The following is an 18,512-nucleotide window of genomic DNA, read 5'->3' as shown; positions in this document are numbered from 1 at the left end:
CGCCCACTGCTCGTCAGAAAGATCCCCTCGCCCCACATCGAGATCATCACGGCACGGGACGAGGAACGGAGCCGACTTTCAAAACACGCGCTAGTGGCGGCGGCCGATGGGGGCGCACCGGGTGTGGATGCGGCCTGCGCTGGCGGCACCACCGGAGGTCCTGACCTGGCCATAGGCCACGGAGTCCTCACGGTCTCTGATCGGTTGGTCGCAGGCCAGGCACATCTCCACGCCGGTCAGTGCCTCGTAGTGGTCGCACAAGGCCATGAGGGAGCGGGCCAGTTTCCGGGCGTGGGCCACAGCCCGGTGCGGCCCGGCGCCGGCTGTGGCCCGCAGTTTCGCGCGGGCCTCGCCGATGCAGGCGAGCGCGCAGTACCGGGGCACGTCATCCTCCGGCAGCTTCCCGGCCGCTTGCTCGATCTGCGGGATGATCAACTGCATGTGGCCGCGCAGCAGACCGGTCAGCCCGGCCAGCTCCTCACCCTCCGGCGAGAGGGAGCCTGGGCCGATCAACCGGGCGATGCTCTCGCGCATCGTGTCGATGTCCACCGGCTGCGTTCCAGCCGGCGCCTCCAGCGTGCTGTTCATCGGGCAGGACCTGCCGTGCGGTGGAGGGGGCAGGCGCAGGGCGGCAGTTGGGTGTTGAGTAACTCGCGTGCGGGCTCGAAGCCGTAGGGCACGGTCACCGTGGCGCGCGGCGGCGTCACGATGCCTTCCCGGGTGACGGTGTAGACGCGGAGCACCAGCTTGGCACCCGCAGGGCGTACCAGGGGCCGGGCGGTGGCGTTCGTCATGTTGACGCTCCTCGAAGCGTTGGTCGTGGTTCCCACGGATGTGTAGACGGTCGGGGAGTCTGTGGGGCCTTTGACGGTCTTCATGCCGTGGCTGTGGCGGCCGCCTGTGAACGTCTCCACCCACGGGTGCGGCCAGGGACCGGGATGTATCCGACTGCGCGCAGCGTTCTGTACGGCCCCGCGTTGACGATGCGCCTCATCGTGGAGTCGGACGAAGCTCACCCGGCTCTCGATGAGCGTCGGTGTGAGCGGGAGTGTGTCTGGCATCCGATCCCATCTGCTGGTTTCCTGCGCGTGGGATCGATGTTGAGGGCTGCAGCGTCCGACAACTACCCCGGTAAGGGGTAGCCGGTGGTTGGTTGCTTTAGGTGGCGGCGCACCATTCGGCGAAGTTGGTGAGGGTCTCGGAGTCGGCGCGCTTGAGCCGGCGCAGCGTTGCGGCGTCCTCACGCACCCACGGGTGCTCACGGGTGTGTTGCGGGGCGATCTGGCGGGCGGCCTTCAGCGACTCGAAGGCATCGTCGGCGAGGCCGGACCACAGTTGGGCCCGGGCGAGTTCGATGTAGAACCCGGAACGCCGTTCGGCCGGAATTTCCTCGGACGGTTTCCACTCGCGAGCGACCTCGAGGGCATGGACGGCGTGGTCGCCGCCAAGGCTCACAGCGACGGACACCGCATGGATGCGCACGGAGTCGGGGCCGAACGCTGTGCCGCAGTAGACGCCTTCATGCACCCGGTCCGCCAGGGCGCGGGCCTCATCGAGATGAAGGGCCGCGGCTGTGTCATTACGTGCCCGGCCCGCGATCACCGCGGCGCGCATGTGAAGAGTGCCCCGCGCTGCGATCTGCGGCGCGGTGACGGGGATGGCTGCGGCGTCCAGAGCCTGTTCCAGCGCGCGCAGGCCGGCCGTGTGGGCTTGCGCCGCGAAGAAGATCTCGGTGCGCACGTACGCGACGGACGCAGAGAGCACCGGATCGCCGGCCTCGGGAACAGCCCACCGCATCAGTTCGATCAGGCGGGCGGACAGGTCGATGGCGCCGAACTTGTAGGCGACGGCATCTGCGGACCGGTACGCCGTGACCAGAAGACCGGCTAACTCGGCTCTCTCCTCGGCCGGCGCTGCGTGGTAGGCGCGGGCGAGTTCGGTGAGCAAGCCGGGCAGCCTGCGGGCGATGCGTGCGTATTGGGCTCCCAGCCGCCATTGGGCGGCTTCCGCGACCGCTGTGCGCAGTTCATGGACGGGACGCACGGCGGCGTCGTCGGGGAGGTCGTATGTTGCGATTGCAGCCGAGAGCGTGGGCAGTGCGTCGTGGACGCAGGTGCGGGCCGGGTCGCGGTCCGCCCGCAGGCGTGTGGGATCGATGCCGAGGGCGTTCGCGATGGCTTCGAGGGTCGCATCGGTGACACCGCGCTCGCCCCGTTCAATCTTGCGAATGGTGCCGAGGGCAACGCAGGCCGCATCCGCGAGCTGCTGCTGCGTCATCTTCGGGCGGACGACGCTGCGGTAATACGCGATACGTCTTCCCACGCTGCTGCCTGCAGGTACGGCCATACTGGCTCCAGTTCGGTGCGTCCACTCCAAACCGTACCCACGCCAAGATGCTGCGTGTACGCGAATAGTCCCATCAGCACCAACTGGTGGGGTAGTTCGCTCACTGCCAGTCTTCAATGATCGTGATGAGCTGGGTGAGGCTATCGATCTGCCGGTCGGCAGCCGCAACGACTTCAGGGTCATCAGCCCACAGGCACCCCCACGGCCCACGGCGTAGATGTGCCGTGCGCAAGCCGGCCCGCCTGGCCGGGAAGACATCATTAGCGGGATGGTCGCCGACATAGAGAGTTTCGGCCGGAGCGGCCTGTGCCACCTCCAACACCCGCTCGAAAAACTCCGCCTGGGGCTTCGCGACGCCCCACTCTCCCGACGTCACGACCAGATCCACAGGAAGATTGAGATCGCGGAGGAGCTCTCCCGCACGCCGTGTCTGATTGCCCGCGACAATGACGCGCTTGCCAAGACTCCGCATCGCGGACAGGGCCGGACGCACGTCGTCGTACAGGTCGCTTTCCTCCAGGCGCTCTCCGCGGCTGGCGGCCTCGCGGGCGCGGTATTCAGCGGCGACGTCGATTCCGGGGCGTGCTAGCCGGAGGGCCTCGGCGTTATCTCGGCCCTGGGCCACGACAGCCCCCACGAGTGCGGAGAGCGTATGCCTGGGGATTTCTAGCCAGTCGGCCCAGGACGCCCAGTACCGGTCGTCCCGGGTGATCGTCTCGCCGACGTCGAACACGATGGTCTCAATCACCAGGCGAAGCCTACGGGCCAGCCGGCGTTCAGCCCGACCGCGGATCAAGCCTGAACCGCTGCCTCCACTAGCAGCGACGCAATGAGGTCGAGACTGCGCCCTGCGGATCCGACAGTTCGATTTCGGAGTTGCGGACTGCGCACGCCCGCCGCAGCGCAGAGAAGGGGAGGGGCTGACGGGCGGAGCCGCCGCGGGCCCGCACCGCGGGGCTGCCGGCCGGGGCGGTGCGAAGAAGTCACGTGCTCTTCAGCCGTGGACCGGCGAATGGCTGCCAGCGCCGGAGTCGGGTGGGCAGGCGGCGACCGGTGAGCTTCGCGTGCCGCCATTCGGCGGGCGCGGCCTCCGCCCGGGCGGCCCAGCACGGCCCAGAGGCGGGGTTCTCGCGGAGGGGGCCGACGTCGAGCACTGGTCGTGCGGCTCCTCGTACGATCGAGCGGGCCTGAACCATGCTCCGGATCAGGCCCGCTCGATCAGCTCTCCATCTGCCAGTGCGTTGGCCAGCGCTTGCCGATCGAGGCCAGGAGGTGCCGCCGTCGGCGGGTGGCCCTTCACGTGCTGGACGGAAGCGAGACGAGGTCTCCCTGGGCCGTGACGCACCTGCTGGTACGCGGGTCGCCGACCACCGGGATCGCGATCCCCGACAACTGCCGGGCAGGCGCGTTCGCATGCCGGAAGCTCTCGTCGAGCCGTTACTGAGACACGCTCCTATGGCATGCGCGCCGGGGCGCCGGCGATGCGGGCGCGGTTCACTTCCACTGGAGTATTCCCAGGCCCAGTGAGGAGTTCACGCGGGTGCAGTAGGCGTACGACCACTTCCAGGAGGTGCCGCTCTGCCAGGGCCCCTTGTCCCTCTGGCCGTTCTTGCACAGGACCACGGCGCGGTAGGACTGTCCGGGGTGCCCGCCGCAGGCGTAGCCGTAGGTGTTGTCGTCGTGCCAGCTCTCGCAGGCGCCGACTGCCGCATGCACCGCAGGCCCGGCGGCTGCCTGCTCCTGCGTCGCGTGCGCGGTGGGTGCGACCGTCAGCGCTGCTCCGATCAGCGTGGCGGTCGCGCCGGTGGCGGCCAGATGCCTCAACCGTCCCATGTTCGTCTCCGTTTCTGCGTCCGGTGAGCTGCCGGGCGGCCCGTCGGGTCCGCCGGCGTATCGGTCAGGGGGTTGGGGTTCACCACCAGGGCCCGCAGAAGGAGACGCCGGAGGCGCCGGGCCGGTACAGGCACGTACGCACCAGCACCCGGTCGGTATGCTTGTAGCTGGCCTGGAACTCGCCCGAGCCGTACGTGGCGCCCAGCTTCTTGCCGTAGATGTGTCCGTCGAGGCTCATCTGGACCGCCACCTGGCGGTTGGCCGGCGCGTGGTAGTGGTGGGTGGCGCCCCACACGAGGCCGTGATAGCCGCCGCCGGAGCGGTGCTTCGTCCACCTGATGCAGACGTCGGCGTAGCCGTAGCCGCGCTGGGTCCACAGCCCGTACTTGCAGTCTCCGGATTTCAGCGGTGAGGAGACCGCCGCCGGGGCGGAGGCGGACTGCGCGGCATGGGCCGGAGCCGCGACGACGGCCCCTGTCGTCAGGGCCGTCACGGCGAAGGCCACACCGGCGCTGCGGCGCAGGGCCGTCGTGGCGGTGCTCTTCGTCCTGCGTGGTGTCATGGTTGTCCTACCTTTCGTGCTGTGTGTCGTGGGCTGATGCGTCGCGGGACTTCGGTGCCACCGCTCCACGGCTACGAGGAGCGGAGCCGGCCGATGCGAAGGCGGCACGGAGTGGACTGCGCCGCCGCGTCTTCTCCACCAAGGCTGGGCGCCGGTCCGGCTCCCCGGCCAGGGGCTGCGCCCGGTTGAGCACAACAAGGGACGTGATCGCCGCTGACCTGCTGGAACCCTGCACCGGGAGACGCATCACTGGGACGCCGCGACGGGGAGGCCACGCTCGATGACGACTCCTGGACCGTCGACCGGGGACGCATCTGTCCCTTCCTGAGGGCCAGGTGCCGGGTGGACCAGCGTGGTCTGCGCACCGAGGGTGTGCGCACCGGTATCTGCGTACAAGGTCGTTTCCCCGTCGGACCAGCGGACGACGAGGTCGGCGTCGGCGTCTCACCAACCAGCTTCTGCGGGTTGTCCTTCGGCTGCTGCGCAGCCTGGGCCTTCTGCCAGGCTTGTTGGTGCGGCCTCGTTCACCTTCCGCAGCGGTCCTTGAACTTCAGAGAGGAGGCGGGCGCCGCCGGTTGACTCCTGGTGATCCAATGTCAGAAGCTGCGACCGAGGCATCAGTCGGCGCGACGCTGCTCGTCGAGGGATGGCTGTCGGGCGAGGAATTCCTCGAACGCCGCCTTCTGCTTGGGATCCATGAAACCCTGGCGGACAATGCGGGCCTGCTCCTGGAGCCAGTGCGCGTTGGGGTGCAGGAGCTCGGCGACCACCACGCCTCCGCGAGCAACCGCCGTGCGCGCTGCCGCACGACGACGAAAGAGCGTGAACACGCCGAATTCCGCTGGGTGGGCCAGTTCCTGCTTTTTCGTTTCAGCCCGGTTCTCGTCCGCAGCGTCACTCGTCGGGTAGGCGGTGGGGGCCCAATGCTCCCAGAGCGCCAGCGTGGCTGCGGGCACTAGCACGACGCGCTCTGCTTCTTCACGCCCCTCCCACATGAATGTGATGGTGACGGGCTCACGGACCGCCTCGGCCAGCCCGAGTACCCTCTCCCTCTCATCGTTGATCGGGTAACCCGCCACTACATCGATCTGAATCCCCATGGTGCCTGAGGCTACTGGCCGCTTCCGACGTGCCAGGCCCACTGCTCCTGCGCCTCGTCTACCACGGCGCGAAACCGGTGATGAAACCGACTGACCGCCTGTCCGAGGCAATACTGCGACGGAGGCTGCCGGATCGTCGCAGTCGCCAACCCAGTCCCCGACCCGGTGGTTGGGGGGCGCAGGTTGGGCGAGATCGTGTGATGCAAGGTCACCTGGTGGACGGGGAGGAGTGGGCTTCCGGCTCGCGTGCGCGCGTGTGACGCCGACACGCGGGGCGCCGGTTCCCGACTTGGCATACTTCATCACATAAGTGGTCATTGGCGAGAATTGGGACTCAACGGTGCATTTCGGCTGTGAGGATTGATGTGTCCGACCAGGCAGGCGCTTGAGGCGCCTGCCGTGAAAGGAGCACGGAATGCGGGTTTCCCGTCTTGTCGCCGCGCTGGGTGTCGCGGCTTCCGCCCTGCTGGGCGGCGCCACTGGCGCCAGCGCCGCAACTCATGCGACCTCGGTGGTGTCTCATGCCACGCACGTCCGTGGTCACGATCATGATGACGACGGTGATGACTACGGGCGCGGCGACCGCGACCGGCCGCTTCGGCGAGGGCCGCTGGGGCGACCATCGTTGGGGCGACCACCGCCGGGGCGAGGGCCGCTGGGGTTACCACCGTTGGGGCGACCACCGCTGGGACAATGACCGCTGGGACAGCCGGCACCGGCGTTATCACTGGGGCTACGACCGCTACGACCACCGCTGACCGCTCTTGGGGTGCCCTTCCGCTGTTGGGGAGGGCACGCCTTCCATGTGTCCCGTATGCCTTCCCTCCAGCGCCGACGCCGGAGGACGCCACCGTCGGTCTGCGCAAAGCGCTGGCGGAACACCTGCCTGAGCTCACGCTCGCCGCGTTGCGCTGGGCTCGCGCCATCGACCTGGACTTCCCGGGCGGTCGACAAGCGGAGTACGGAATTCCCCTACCGCGTCGGTGACCTCGAAGGCTGGGCGCGTAGCCGTGCCCGCGGCTGCATGGGCCCCACTGACCTGTCCTGACGGGTCTGGGCACGTCATGGGCCCGGGGGAGCAGCTTCGGCAACCCTGGGGCCCGGATGGAGCTTTCAGTCCTTCTCGTCCTGCGCGTCACCCTAGCGAGCAGTGCCTTTCGGGACATCCCCGGGCGCCGGTACCTGTTTGACGAAATCTGATCCAGTCATGCATGTCATGACCACCGCTTCCCTGCACCCCTACGAATGCGCCGGCCCACCGTTCAGCCGATGCCGAGTTCGGTAAGGTCCTGCACGCTGTCCGGGAGCGAGCTTCGCCCACCGCTCCGTCCTTTTGATGTTGGTGATCCAGATGCCGAGTTTGATGGGGCTTCGAACTTGAGCGGTGTACCGGCCTGAGCTGCTGACGTGGCGTCACGCTCCGTGGTCTCGTGTCGGGCGCTCGGTCCTGCACGTGAGCCGCCCGTGGTTCCGAGTGATCAGGACGCGGCTGCCCATCTTGACTACCGGACTTCCGTCGAGACCGGGTCGAGGACGAAGACGCACTGGTCCGCGTTGAACTCGCCGACCTCGGCGACGAAGCGGAACTTGTCGCCTGCGCCGACGGTGGCGGGGATCTTCTTGCCGGTCAGTTTCAGGTCAAGGATGTTGACGTTCTCGTACTTGAAGGCTGGGCCCACCGTCGTGTTCGGTCCCTTGTCGCCTGGGCCCAGGAGGACGTCGTAGCGGGTGTCGTAGTCACCGTGGGGCGCCATGTTCACGATCGAGCCGGTGAACGCGACCGTCTGGCCCTCGTGCCTGGTCGCGAAGTCCAGGTTCGCGTCGTCGCACGAGTCCGCCTTCAGCAGCGCCGCGAACTCCGGGTTGTTCTGAGGCGTGATCACCTCAGTGGCAGCCGACTTGGCGGCGGTCGGAGTCGGCGTAGCGGAAGGCTCCTTGCTCGCAGCGGCCGTCGACTTGTCTGACTCGTCCTTCTTCTCGCCTCCGCTGCTGAGTGCAGAGGCAACGCCGATGACGATGGTCAGGATCACGAGGACGGCGGCGGCCGTGCCGATCAGGAACCACGGCTGCGGCTTCTTCGGCCGACGGAAGTTGAGGGTGGAGCGAAGCATGCCCTGGGCCTGTTCCACGAGCTCCCAGCCATCCTTCTGCATCTTCGAGATCACCAAGCCGTCGGTGCCGCGAACTGTCTGCACGGTCTTGTACTCGTACTTGATCTCGTCGGCCATGCGGCTCCGCGCCCCCCCGAATGGACTGTTCATACCAGCTGCCTCGCGAGCATAGGGGACTCCGCGAGGAACTCGGCATCACCGACCTCACCTTCGGCCCCGAGCTCGCGATTCGGTCCAAGGGGCACTCGGTCGGAGGCAAGTCGGCTCGCCAGGTCGAACGCTACTTTGTGGGGCGACCCTGGCGAAGGTCGAGGGGCTGCGGTCGAACGGTTTCGGCGACGGAGGCGGGCTCGCCGTCCTCGGAGGGGGTCTGGTTGGGCATGGAGGGGTTCACCCGCACAGACCTACCGGACCTCCCTCAGCTGTCAGGCAATCACCCGACATCGCCCAATCAAGTTCAGTAGCTCCCGACGGTGCTCCCGGTGCCGTAGGACTCGCCGCCCAGCAGGATGGTGGTGTCCCGCAGGTCGCGGTGGAGGAGGTTCTCGATCTCGCTGTTGGCGGCGGCCGCGTCGCGGGCAGCACGGGCCCGGCCCTCGCCGCGGTCGGCGCGCTTGCTGTCGGCGAAGCTGAGGGCCCGGCTGAACGGGTTCCACGGGCCGGCTGTCTCCCTGCGGCGTTCCGCGCGCTCCCGCAGCCGTTCGGCCTTGTGCTCCTCATCGGCCGCCACCGCACGCGCTGGCTGCGGTCTCGCTGTCAAGTGGTCTCCGCCTGGAGGCTGTTCACGAGGGGCCGGTGCGCGCCGGTGCGGGCCGGGAGGATGGTCAGTGCCGGGATGATGACGACTGTGCCGAGGAGGACGGTGGCCAGCCACAGGGGGCTGGGCAGCGTGACGGTTCCGCCGTGTCGCACCCCGGTGTAGAGCAGGAGCCCGCCGGGGAGTCCCAGGACGGCGCCGAACAGCACGGGGATCGCCTGAGCTGCCACCAGGCCGGAGGTGATCTGCCGGGGGCTCGCGCCGAGTGCTCGTACCACGGCCGAGGAGTGCCGGGCATCGAGCACGGTCGCCCAGACGATGAAGATCGCGTTGATCGAAGCGAGGACGCCGATCATCACGGTGACCAGCAGCATGGTCTTGTTGAGCCGGTCGGCCAGGGGATTGACCAGCGCGTCGGGGCCCGCGAAATGCTCGGAGTTGACGCGTTGGTGTGCGATCAGCACGGCCACGACCCCGCTGACGGTGATGGCGACGCTCGCCGCTCCGAGCGCGGAGCGACGCGGCCGACGGGCCGTCAGGCGCAGCCCGAGTAGCAGCGGAACTGGCAGCTGGGCGGAGAGTGCGCGTGCCCCCAGGCCCGTGAGGTCTGGTGGTCGGTGGGAACGGCGTCTGCGGCCGCCGCTGAGAGCACCGCCCTCGGCCGCGACGCCGAGGCTGAACGGAAAATCGATCTTCGGGAGGGCAGGCGGCAGCATCCGGGCCGCTTGCGGACCGGATGTCGGTGATTCAGGGGCGGTCAGGCTGTTACGGGTGCGAGGGTGACGTGGTGGCCGAGGGCCTGGAGCTGGCGGACGAGGTCGCGGGTCTTGCGCGCGGGGCTGAGGTGGCGCTGGTGCCAGTTGGCCCCCAGGTCCTGTGATAGGCCGTGTCGGGGTCGTTGAGCAGATGCCAGGTGATCACGAGGATGGAGCGGGCGACCGCGACGACCGCCTTCGGGTGGCCGCGGCATTTGACGATGCGCCGGTATCGGGCGCCCAGGAACGTGTCGGTGCGGGCGGCGCTCGTTGCGGCCTCGCCGAGGACGCCCTTGAGCCAGGGGTTGCCCTTGCCGGCCGCGTCGGCGGTGTTCTTCGCTCCGGACTGGATGGTCCTGGGGCACAACTTCGCCCACGAGACGAGGTGTTCGGGGGTGGGGAAGCGGCTCATGTCCGTGCCGATCTCCGCGAGGATGATCTGCGCGGTGGTCGGGCCGACGCCCGGAATGGCGTCCAGCCGCTCGGCCAGCTCGTGCACGCTGTGTCCGGTGCCATCGGCGCCCGTGCCGGCCGCGCCGGTGAGCTGCTCCAGGGTCTGGCCGATGAGCCGGTCGAGCTCGGCGATCTGCGCGGTGAGGTGGTCGACGGTGGTCAGCAGCACGCTCAGCAGGCGGGCGTGGTGGTCCTGGAACTGCCCGGTCAGGGCCTCGACCAGGGCAGGCTTCTTGCTGATCAGACGGCCCTGGGCAAGGTCTGAGTGGCTTCGGACCGTGTGCCGTCCTCCTCCTAGTCGTGATCGGTCGTGAGAGCGACCTCTCGCCAGGTGTTCAGCTCCTTGCGGAAGCTGTCCAGCTTGGCGTCGAAGGCTTGCAGGGTGTCGGCTCCGAGCGGGAGGCGCAGCGGCGGCTCGGGGGTCGCGGCCATCTCGACGATGGCGCGCGCGGCCTTGACCGGGTCGCCGGGCTGGGCGTGGTTCAGGCCCACCGCGGCTTCCCGCATCGCGCCGACGGTGGGCGCGTAGTCGTCGATCGCGTCGGGGCCGGTGTGCAGGCTGGCGGGGTCGAGGAAGTCGGTGCGGAAGAAGCCCGGTTCCACGAGCGTCACGTGGATGCCGAGGGGGGCCAGTTCGGTGTGGAGGGTCTCGGTGAAGCCTTCGACGGCGAACTTCGTGGAGGCGTAGATGCCCCAGCCCGGCGCGGTGGCGAAGCCCACGATGGAGCTGATGTTGATCACGTGGCCGGAGCGCTGGCGGCGCAGTACCGGCAGTACGGCGCGTTGGACAGCGAGCGGGCCGAACACGTTGGTCTCGTACACCGCGCGGACTGCGGCGTCGTCGGACTCTTCGACGGCGGCGAGCAGGCCGGTTCCGGCGTTGTTGACCAGGACGTCGATCCGGCCGAACCTCTCGACCGCCGCGTCGGCGGCCGCTTGGATGCTCTGGTGGTCGGTCACGTCCAGCGGCACGGTGAGCAGTGCGTCGCCGGCGTCGGGAAACTGCGCGCGGACGGTTTCGGCCTTCCGCGCGGTCGCGACCACCTGGTGGCCGGCGGCGAGGGCGGCACGGGTGACTTCCAGGCCGAAGCCCCGGGACGATCCTGTGATGAACCAAACGCTCATTGTGTTCTCCGTGTTCAGGCAGTGTGCAGGTCGAAGGCCGCGCGGTTTTGGGCGATGAATCCCTCGACGTCGAGGGGGTCGCTGCCGCCGATCGTCGTCACCAGGTCGTTGGTGCCGGCGAAGACGCCGTTGCGGTAGTCGACGGCCACGGCGAGGAGGTGCTGGATCAGGTGGTCCGGCGCGCCACGCCCGCGCAGGATGGCGGCGAATTCGTCGAGTTCGATGGGCACGTAGGTGACTTCACGGTCCAGCGCCCGCGACATCTTCTCGGCGATCTCGTAGTGGTTGAGCTCCTCGGCTCCGTACAGCGGGTAGATCTGGCCGGCGTGCGGGGCGGGGTCTTCCAGGATGGCCGCGATCACCTTCGCCTGGTCGCTTTCCGCGATGGGGGCGTGGCGTCCGTCGGCGAACGGCAGGCGCAGTTCGCCGGTTCCGTCGGCCCAGGTGTCGATCAGCCACTGGGCGAAGAAGGTCGGGCGGATGTGGGTGACGGGGACCGGGGAGTGGTCCAGGACGCGTTCGGCGACCCAGTGCTGGCGTGCTGCGTTGCTGGCGGTGTTGCGGCGGGCGGAGACCTGCGACATGTTCACGATCGCCCCGACCCCGTTCTCCTCCGCCGCCTGGGCCACGTTCGCGGTGGCGTCCATCAGGCCGTTGCGGATCGGATAGGTGAAGTACAGGGCGTCGATCCCCTTGGTCGCGCGGGCCAGGGAGTCCAGGTCGAGGACGTCGCCTTCCACGACGTCCGCTCCGAGGGCGGCGAGCCGCTCGGCGCGCCCGTCGAGGCTTCGGACGAGTGCGCGGACGCGGTGCCCGCGCTGGAGCAGGAGTTCGGTGGTGCGGCCGCCGGTTTTGCCGGTGGCCCCGATCACGAGGAGGTTGCGTTCCATGATGGTGATCTCCGTTTCTTGAGAGGTCGCTGGCGGGAACTGTCAGTCCTCCGAGCGGGTGTCGCAGAAGATGAGTGAGGCGGTGCGATGCCCGTCCAACAGGAGGCGGTGGTTGCGGGCCCGGCCCGTGTAGCCGCGGCCTTGGGTCAGGGTGTGTGGCGGGGGCGGAGGGCGAGCAGGGCGGTGGCCGCGGCGATTCCGGCGCCTGCCTGGACCCACCAGGCGTGGTCGAACCCGGTGATCGTGGCGTGGGGGGTGAGGGCGACGAGCAGGGCCACGCCCACGGCGCTGCCGATCTGCCGGCTCATGTTGAGTACGGCGCTGCCGGTGGTGGCGCGTTCGGGTGCGAGAGTGCCGGCGGCGGCGAACAGCGGCGCCCAGGCGAGCCCGCCGGCCAGGCCGACCAGGATCAGGCCCGGGAACATGGCGCCCCAGTAGTCGGGGGTGGTGTGCACGGTCACGAGCCAGTAGCCGGCGGCCAGTGCCATAGCCAACGTGCCGGTCACGGCGGGGGCGGTGCGTCCGAAGCGGCTCTGGGTGGGTCCGGCGTTCATCGCGAAGGCGATCGAGGCGAGGGGGGCCGGGGCGATGGAGACGCCTGCGCGCAGCGGGCTGAAGTGCCAGACCTCCTGCATGAACAGGGCGGTGCTGAGCAGGACGATGGCGAAGCCGGCGGCGAACAGGAACAGGGCCACGGTGGCGGCGGTGAACTGCCTGCCGGCGAACAGCTGCTTCTCGATCACCGGCGCCTTGGCGCGCAGGGTGCGCTCGACGGTCGCGGCAGCGGCCAGGGCGGCTGCGGCGAACAGGGCCAGGGTGCGAATGTCCGTCCAGCCCAACCCTGGGCCCTGGACGGTGGCGAGCACCAGCAGGCTCACGGCCAGCAGCAGTGCGAGGGCGGAAGCCGGGTCCGGCACGGCGGCACCCTTGGGCTGGCGCACCTCGGGCAGGAGCAGCGCGCCGGCGACGAGGGTGGCGATGCCGACAGGAACGTTGATCAGGAAGATCCACCGCCAGTCGAGGGTGACGAGCAGACCGCCGACGGGCGGGCCCGCCGAGGCCGCGATCGCGCCCACGCCCGCCCACAGGCCGACCACCAGGATGTGCTGGCGCTTGGGGAAGCTCGGGTAGAGCAGGCCGAGCGAGGTCGGCACGATCATCGCCGCGCCGACGGCCTGGACAGCCCGGGCAGCGACCAGCACGCCGAGACTTGGTGCTGAGGCCGCGACGGCGGAGGTGAGGGTGAAGAGCGCCAATCCGGCCAGCAGCATCTTCTTGCGGCCCCACTGGTCCGCGATCCGGCCCGCGGGCACGAGCACGGCGGCGAAGACGATCGCGTAGGCCGACAGCACCCACGACACGCTCACGACGCTCGTGCCGGGGAAGGACTGCCCGATTCCGTCGAGGGCGACGTTGACGACGAAGAAGTCGAGCTGCGCCATGAAGGCGACGGCACCCAGCACCGCCATGATGCTCCAGCGGCGCGGGTGACCCGCCTCGGCGACGACCGGAGCCGGGCCAGTGCGCGGTGTCGTCACGACCGCCTGCGGTGAAGTCAGCGTGGACATCCTGTCCGCCTCCCAAAGGAATGGGCTTGGCAACCCTTTTTTGACCTACCCCCAGGGAACACCTCGCAGAATGGGCTGTCAAGCCCTTTTTGCGGTACGGTGGTGACCATGACCACCACCAGCGAAGCGCTGGGCCAGAAACTGACCGCCAAGGGCCTGGCCACACGCGAACGCATCGTCCGGGCGGCCGCCGAGCTGATTTACGAGCACGGCGCGCAGAACACCAACAACGAGCAGATCCGCGAGGCGGCCGGGGTCAGCGGCTCACAGCTGACGCGCCACTTCCCCACCAAGGAGTCCCTGGTGCGCGCGGTGCTGGCCTGGCAGGCCGACAGTATCGTCGCCCGCCACCAGGTGCCCGAGCTGGGCGAGCTGGACAGCTTCGCCGCCCTGCGCCGGTGGGCCGACTCCTACATCGCCTCGCAGGACATGGTGCGCGGCGGGTGCACGTTCGGCTCCCTGGCCGCCGAGGTCGTCAAGGCCGAGCCCGCCCACCGCGACGCGGTGGCCCACGGCTTCGAGCGGTGGCAGGAGCTGTTCAAGCGCGGGCTGAGCATGATGCGTGAGCGCGGCGAGTTGCGGCCGGAGGCCGACCCGGCCGCACTCGCCCACTTGCTCACCGCCGCGTTCCAGGGCGGAGCACTGCTGGACCAGGCGGCTGGCGACTCCACGCCGCTGCGTGACGCGCTGTACGGGGCCCTGGCGTACGTCGAGTCATTCGCCGCAGGGCGCTGAGCGGACTGCGGGCCTTCGGGCAGGGAGTGCTCAGGAAGCGTCGGGGGCGGATGGGCGGGACGCCTGCCGGGACCGGGACCGTGCCTGTGCCGTCAGTGGGAGTCCTTCGAATGCCTGATCAGCGACGCGCTCCAGCGCGACCACGTCGAATCCGGCCCTGGCCAGTACTTCCATGCCCCGGTTGACCGCCATCAGCAGGTGACTGATCTCCCGGGTGTCCGCCTCGGGATCGAGGTCGCCATGGCGCTGGCAGCCCACGGCCAAGATCAGGCCTGCGAGCTCGAAGAGCTGTGAGGTCTGCTTCTCGTCCACGGCGCCAGCGCTGGACGATGCTCGTCCGGTCAGCCCAGCGATACGGTCGCCGCACGCAGTTCGTCCAGGGCCGCCAGGGTGTACCCGGCGAGCTCGTCCTCGGCGCCACGGTCGTCCTCGGCCCATTCGGCGTACCCCCGTTTGAAGGCGAGGACGCCCAGCTCGCCCGCGAGAGCCGCAGTCGGATCGGGTACGCCGCGGGCGACCAGAGCGGTTGTCATCGCGGCCGCGAGACTGACGGTCTTGAGGGTGTCACGCTCTTGAAGCTCGGTGCTGGCGGCGACGGCCGCCTTCAGGCGGGGAGCGAGCTCGCGACTCCTGGGGCCCATCGCGGTCGAGGCGCGCTCGAGACCGGCGGCGACTGCCTCAAGCGGGCTGGCGTTACCGGGCGCGTCGGCGATCCCCTCGGTCAGCAGCCGGCTCAGCGTCTCCTGCCCGGCGACCAGCAGCTCGCGCTTGTCGGGGAAGTGCCGGAAGAAGGTGCTCTTGGTGACTCCTGCACGCTCGGCGATCTGCGCGACCGTCGTGGCGTCATACCCCTGCTCCGTGAACAGGTCGACCGCGGCCATGACGAGGCGTTCACGCGCACCTGGTTCCCATCGACCCATGGGTTCAGCATATGCGATGGGACTCTTGTCCCATCACCCTGCTAGGGTGATGGGACAAGAGTCCCATCACTTCTGGGAGGGTTTCCATGCGCGTCTTTGTCACCGGCGGCACCGGTCTGATCGGGTCCGCCGTCGTCGCCGAACTCCTCGGCAACGGCCACACCGTCCTCGCCCTCGCCCGCTCCGACGCCTCCGCACAGGCTGCCGAGGCAGCCGGCGCCGAGCCGCTGCGGGGAGGCCTCGCCGATCTGGACGTCCTGCGCTCCGGCGCCGCCCAGGCCGACGGGGTGATCCACCTGGCCTTCGGCAACGACTTCAGCAGCCCCGAGGCCCTCGCCCAGAACGTCGCCGAGGAGACCGCCGCCCTCACCACCCTCGGCGAGGAGCTCGTCGGCAGCGACCGCCCCCTGGTCACCGTCTCGGGTACGCCCTGGGTGCCGGGCCGTGCCTCCACCGAGGCCGACCCGGTGCCGACCGACGGGCCGGTCGGCGGCCGCAGTCGCACGGTCACGGCGGTCCTGGGCCTGGCCTCGCGCGGGGTCCGGAGCACGTCCGTACGCATGCCGCGCACGGTTCACAACGAGGGCACGGGCGGGTTCGCCGGTCTGCTGACCAACATCGCACGCCAGAGCAGGATCTCCGGCTACCCCGGCGACGGCACACAGCGCTGGCCCGCCGTCCACGCGCTCGACGCGGCCGTTCTCTTCCGGCTCGCCCTGGAGCAGGCGGAGGCCGGTACCGCCTGGCACGCCGTGGCCGACGAGGGGGACAAGGTACGGGACATCGCAGCCGTCATCGGCCGACGGCTGGGCCTGCCGGTCGAGTCGGTACCGGAGGCGACCTACGGCCCGCTCGGCCCGATCTTCAAGGCCGACCAGCCCTCGTCCAGCACCCGCACCCGGCAGGCGCTCGGCTGGGAGCCGAAGCACCCCAGCCTTCTGGAGGACCTGGAGAACATCCAGCCCTGATCGGCGACCGACGATCGGGGCGGACCCGCTGCCGGCGCTCACATGGACAGCGGAAAACCCTCACCTACGTCACTCGCGACCGACCGTCTCGCCGCAGCGACATCTCGTACCCGCACATCCCGCGGTCAACGCGCTCCGGCTCCCGACTTGTTCCCCACACCATCGCCAACAACCAGGCCCGCCGGCGCCGGCCGCCACCCGCGTGGCAGCGACACATCTCGCGCTACCCGCGCCAATGCGGCAATTCATGTCCACAACAAGCAGGAGGTTCCATCATGGTGGCAGTTGTCTTCGGAGCTCGCGGTAACGTCGGTCGTCATGTGGCCGATGGCCTGCTGGTCGCCGGTGAGCAGGTCAGAGCAGTCAACAGGACCCCAGCCGCGGGCTTGACGCCTGGGTGCGAAGCAGTCGTCGCCGACCTGGACCGTCCCGAGACGCTGCCCGCAGCTCTCGACGGTGCCGACAAGGTGTTCCTGTACGGAATGCTCGACCCCCAGAAGCCCTACGACATCGAGAAGTTCGCTGTGGCGGCCGCAGCTGCGGGGATCCGGCAGGTGGTTCTGCTCTCGTCGGTGTCGGTTGTCCTGGACCCCGACGCCGACCACCCGGTCGCCCGCCTGAACCGCACGATCGAGCAGGCCGTCCAACGGTCCGGCATGGACTGGACGTTCCTCAGGCCGGGGACATTCGCGACCAACACCCGCACCTGGTGGGCCGAAACGATCCGCACTGACAACGTCGTCCGCCTTCCCTATCCGCTCGCACAGTCGGCACCGGTGCACGAGAAGGACATCGCGGCGCTGGCGGTGACCGCCCTGACCGAACCGGGCCACTCGCACCAGGCCTACACCATCTACGGGGCCGAGTCCCTGACCCTGCAACGCCAGGTCGAGCACATCGGCGAGGCCATCGGCCGTCATATCCGGGTTGAACACATCTCCGACGAGCAGGCTCGCGCGGAAGTCGCCAGAACAATGCATCCGGTCGTGGCCGAGGCGATCGTGAGTCAGTGGGCCGCCGCCGACGGCGTCGTGGCCATGACCTCCGTCATCGCCGAAAAGATCACCGACGCTCCGGCACACACCTACGCCCAGTGGGCCGTGGACCACGCCGACGACTTCCGCTGAGCTTGTCGTGCTGACCAGCCATACGGGGCCCGGTCTGCTCGGCACTCTGGTTTCCCCCGGCCCTAGCCACAGTGGTGGAACGCGCAGCGGCGCACCCACCCGACCATGTCTTCACGGTACGCGCAGAACGGGGTTGACTGTGTCGGTCTTCGTACTGAGATACAAAGCCACGGCCGGCCGCGGGGACGGCCGGGTTGGCTACCGGAGCTTGCCGGGACCGTCCGAGTTCTGGGAGAGCTGGGTCTCGATGCGCTGAAGGGTCGAGATGACCGTGGCGATCTCGTTGGCATAGGTGACAGTGCCGTTGAGCAGGCGACTCCAGGCCTCCCGCAGCCGTCTCAGGTTTTCCAGGGCCTCCCGGACACCGGGCCCTCCGGAGTACAACGACCGCCCGGCACCAGTGCCGGGCGGTCAACGCCCTTCGCCTGCTCCGGCTGCCGCACGCTGCCTGTCGTCAAACGTTTGAATGACGACAGATACGACGGGCGTCCAATGAACCCGGAGTTTTCGGTGCGCGCACCCAATCAGATCCGATGGCGGATGATGACAGGGTTTGGTGACAGCTAGGGTCGGATGCGACGCGACCACCGACACGGGGGAGCGGCGTGGTGAAGTTCCCCCGCACAGTCGAGCACGCTCCGCACGCGACTCTGGCAATCGTTGGCGCAGATCCCCCCGGCTGGCTGGTTGCCCACGCCCACAACGACCCGCGCATCGCTCTTGCGGGCTGGGTGGACGACCTGGCCGCCTGGCTCACCGGCACGGCGATCGTGCTCTGCCCGCTGCGCATCGGCGGCGGCATCAAGATCAAGTCTCTCGAGGCGATCGCCGCCGGGAAGTGCGTCGTGACCACCTCCGTCGGTGTGCAGGGCTTCGACGCGCACGCCCGGCGCGCTTTCCTCATCCGGGACGATCCGTCCGCGTTCGCCGCCGCCATCGTGGAGCTGCTCCGCCACCCGGATCTGCGCTCCCGACAGGAGGCCAGGGCCCAGGCAGTCGCGGCCGAACTGCCCACCTGGGAGCAGGCGTCCCGTTCCCTGGCTGAGTGCTGGTCAGCTGCGGCCTCCCTCAGACGGCAGCAAGGTCGGCCCGGGTATGGCTCAGCAGTGAGCTGTTGACAGCAACGGATCACGTATGGCTGCGGCCGAAGCCCCCGGCCAGGCCGCCCGGTTACTGAGGTTTTCAGGGTGGGGTCGGTGGGTCGATAGCCAGGCCGGTGGCGGTGAGGCAGCCGTCGGTCAGGTGGGGTCGGAGTTGGATCC

Annotated in this window: 22 protein-coding genes; 5 read left to right on the top strand and 17 right to left on the bottom strand. The window is 69.2% G+C overall.

The window, feature by feature from the left end; genetic code table 11:
* Positions 1 to 90: 90 nt before the first annotated feature.
* The 7 genes from AB0L95_RS40440 to AB0L95_RS40410 all read right to left on the bottom strand — a co-directional run bounded on the left by AB0L95_RS40440 (position 91) and on the right by AB0L95_RS40410 (position 5,841).
* Positions 91 to 588 carry a DUF6415 family natural product biosynthesis protein gene (locus AB0L95_RS40440; protein WP_365171440.1) on the bottom strand — a complete coding sequence of 166 codons (498 nt, stop codon included), beginning with the start codon at positions 586 to 588 and terminating at the stop codon, positions 91 to 93.
* Complete coding sequence (locus AB0L95_RS40435; RefSeq protein ID WP_355924866.1) at positions 585 to 794, bottom strand: hypothetical protein; 210 nt, start codon at positions 792 to 794, stop codon at positions 585 to 587. Before AB0L95_RS40435 ends, AB0L95_RS40440 begins: the two co-directional genes overlap by 4 nt.
* A 364-nt stretch (positions 795 to 1,158) precedes the next feature.
* Positions 1,159 to 2,346, bottom strand: a complete 1,188-nt coding sequence (locus tag AB0L95_RS40430) for a helix-turn-helix transcriptional regulator (RefSeq protein WP_365171438.1) — start codon at positions 2,344 to 2,346, stop codon at positions 1,159 to 1,161.
* A 100-nt stretch (positions 2,347 to 2,446) separates the two neighbouring features.
* Positions 2,447 to 3,094, bottom strand: a complete 648-nt coding sequence (locus tag AB0L95_RS40425; RefSeq protein ID WP_365171436.1) for an HAD family hydrolase — start codon at positions 3,092 to 3,094, stop codon at positions 2,447 to 2,449.
* Between the two features lie 746 nt (positions 3,095 to 3,840).
* A complete protein-coding gene (locus tag AB0L95_RS40420) occupies positions 3,841 to 4,179 on the bottom strand; it encodes a hypothetical protein (RefSeq protein ID WP_365171434.1) in 339 nt (112 codons plus the stop codon).
* Positions 4,180 to 4,258: 79 nt separating this feature from the next.
* Positions 4,259 to 4,741 (bottom strand): hypothetical protein, encoded by a 483-nt coding sequence (locus AB0L95_RS40415; protein ID WP_365171432.1) that lies wholly within the window; start codon positions 4,739 to 4,741, stop codon positions 4,259 to 4,261.
* A gap of 617 nt (positions 4,742 to 5,358) precedes the next feature.
* The gene (locus tag AB0L95_RS40410; protein ID WP_365171430.1) at positions 5,359 to 5,841 is read right to left on the bottom strand and encodes a hypothetical protein; all 483 of its coding nucleotides are present in this window, start codon (positions 5,839 to 5,841) and stop codon (positions 5,359 to 5,361) included.
* Positions 5,842 to 6,362: 521 nt separating this feature from the next.
* On the opposite strand from AB0L95_RS40410, the gene AB0L95_RS40405 reads away from it, so the two are divergent.
* Positions 6,363 to 6,599 (top strand): hypothetical protein, encoded by a 237-nt coding sequence (locus AB0L95_RS40405; RefSeq protein ID WP_365171428.1) that lies wholly within the window; start codon positions 6,363 to 6,365, stop codon positions 6,597 to 6,599.
* A gap of 744 nt (positions 6,600 to 7,343) precedes the next feature.
* Here the strand turns inward: AB0L95_RS40405 and AB0L95_RS40400 are convergent.
* The 7 genes from AB0L95_RS40400 to AB0L95_RS40370 form a co-directional block, all read right to left on the bottom strand.
* On the bottom strand, positions 7,344 to 8,069 hold the full coding sequence (locus AB0L95_RS40400; protein ID WP_365171426.1) for a DUF4839 domain-containing protein: 726 nt from the start codon (positions 8,067 to 8,069) through the stop codon (positions 7,344 to 7,346).
* A 340-nt stretch (positions 8,070 to 8,409) separates the two neighbouring features.
* Entirely contained in the window at positions 8,410 to 8,712 is a 303-nt protein-coding gene (locus AB0L95_RS40395) for a hypothetical protein (protein ID WP_365171424.1), read from the bottom strand.
* Positions 8,709 to 9,425, bottom strand: coding sequence for an FtsX-like permease family protein (locus AB0L95_RS40390; protein ID WP_365171422.1), 717 nt, complete (start codon positions 9,423 to 9,425; stop codon positions 8,709 to 8,711). Before AB0L95_RS40390 ends, AB0L95_RS40395 begins: the two co-directional genes overlap by 4 nt.
* A gap of 49 nt (positions 9,426 to 9,474) precedes the next feature.
* Positions 9,475 to 10,086: a transposase gene (locus tag AB0L95_RS40385; RefSeq protein WP_365171420.1), complete on the bottom strand. Its 612-nt coding sequence runs from the start codon at positions 10,084 to 10,086 to the stop codon at positions 9,475 to 9,477.
* Positions 10,087 to 10,211: 125 nt separating this feature from the next.
* On the bottom strand, positions 10,212 to 11,042 hold the full coding sequence (locus tag AB0L95_RS40380) for an oxidoreductase (protein WP_365171418.1): 831 nt from the start codon (positions 11,040 to 11,042) through the stop codon (positions 10,212 to 10,214).
* Between the two features lie 14 nt (positions 11,043 to 11,056).
* The gene (locus tag AB0L95_RS40375; protein WP_365171416.1) at positions 11,057 to 11,932 is read right to left on the bottom strand and encodes an NmrA family NAD(P)-binding protein; all 876 of its coding nucleotides are present in this window, start codon (positions 11,930 to 11,932) and stop codon (positions 11,057 to 11,059) included.
* A 146-nt stretch (positions 11,933 to 12,078) separates the two neighbouring features.
* Positions 12,079 to 13,500, bottom strand: a complete 1,422-nt coding sequence (locus AB0L95_RS40370; protein WP_365171414.1) for an MFS transporter — start codon at positions 13,498 to 13,500, stop codon at positions 12,079 to 12,081.
* Between the two features lie 108 nt (positions 13,501 to 13,608).
* Here AB0L95_RS40370 and AB0L95_RS40365 point away from each other — a divergent pair, with 108 nt between their 5' ends.
* Positions 13,609 to 14,235, top strand: coding sequence for a TetR/AcrR family transcriptional regulator (locus AB0L95_RS40365; protein WP_365171412.1), 627 nt, complete (start codon positions 13,609 to 13,611; stop codon positions 14,233 to 14,235).
* A gap of 30 nt (positions 14,236 to 14,265) precedes the next feature.
* Here AB0L95_RS40365 and AB0L95_RS40360 read toward each other — a convergent pair whose 3' ends face one another.
* The gene (locus AB0L95_RS40360) at positions 14,266 to 14,547 is read right to left on the bottom strand and encodes a hypothetical protein (protein WP_365171410.1); all 282 of its coding nucleotides are present in this window, start codon (positions 14,545 to 14,547) and stop codon (positions 14,266 to 14,268) included.
* A gap of 29 nt (positions 14,548 to 14,576) precedes the next feature.
* Complete coding sequence (locus AB0L95_RS40355) at positions 14,577 to 15,155, bottom strand: TetR/AcrR family transcriptional regulator (RefSeq protein WP_365171408.1); 579 nt, start codon at positions 15,153 to 15,155, stop codon at positions 14,577 to 14,579.
* Positions 15,156 to 15,241: 86 nt separating this feature from the next.
* Here AB0L95_RS40355 and AB0L95_RS40350 point away from each other — a divergent pair, with 86 nt between their 5' ends.
* Positions 15,242 to 16,123 (top strand): SDR family oxidoreductase, encoded by an 882-nt coding sequence (locus tag AB0L95_RS40350; protein ID WP_365171406.1) that lies wholly within the window; start codon positions 15,242 to 15,244, stop codon positions 16,121 to 16,123.
* 275 nt (positions 16,124 to 16,398) lie between these two features.
* Positions 16,399 to 17,250: an NAD(P)H-binding protein gene (locus AB0L95_RS40345; RefSeq protein ID WP_365171404.1), complete on the top strand. Its 852-nt coding sequence runs from the start codon at positions 16,399 to 16,401 to the stop codon at positions 17,248 to 17,250.
* A 198-nt stretch (positions 17,251 to 17,448) separates the two neighbouring features.
* Here AB0L95_RS40345 and AB0L95_RS40340 read toward each other — a convergent pair whose 3' ends face one another.
* On the bottom strand, positions 17,449 to 17,634 hold the full coding sequence (locus AB0L95_RS40340; protein ID WP_365171402.1) for a hypothetical protein: 186 nt from the start codon (positions 17,632 to 17,634) through the stop codon (positions 17,449 to 17,451).
* 224 nt (positions 17,635 to 17,858) lie between these two features.
* On the opposite strand from AB0L95_RS40340, the gene AB0L95_RS40335 reads away from it, so the two are divergent.
* Positions 17,859 to 18,368 carry a glycosyltransferase family 4 protein gene (locus AB0L95_RS40335; protein ID WP_365171400.1) on the top strand — a complete coding sequence of 170 codons (510 nt, stop codon included), beginning with the start codon at positions 17,859 to 17,861 and terminating at the stop codon, positions 18,366 to 18,368.
* Positions 18,369 to 18,512: the final 144 nt, after the last annotated feature.

Origin of the sequence: Streptomyces sp. NPDC052036, assembly GCF_040680495.1 — a bacterium.
In the GTDB taxonomy this organism is placed as follows: Bacteria; Actinomycetota; Actinomycetes; order Streptomycetales; family Streptomycetaceae; genus Streptomyces.
This window is presented reverse-complemented; position numbering and strand designations above follow the sequence as displayed.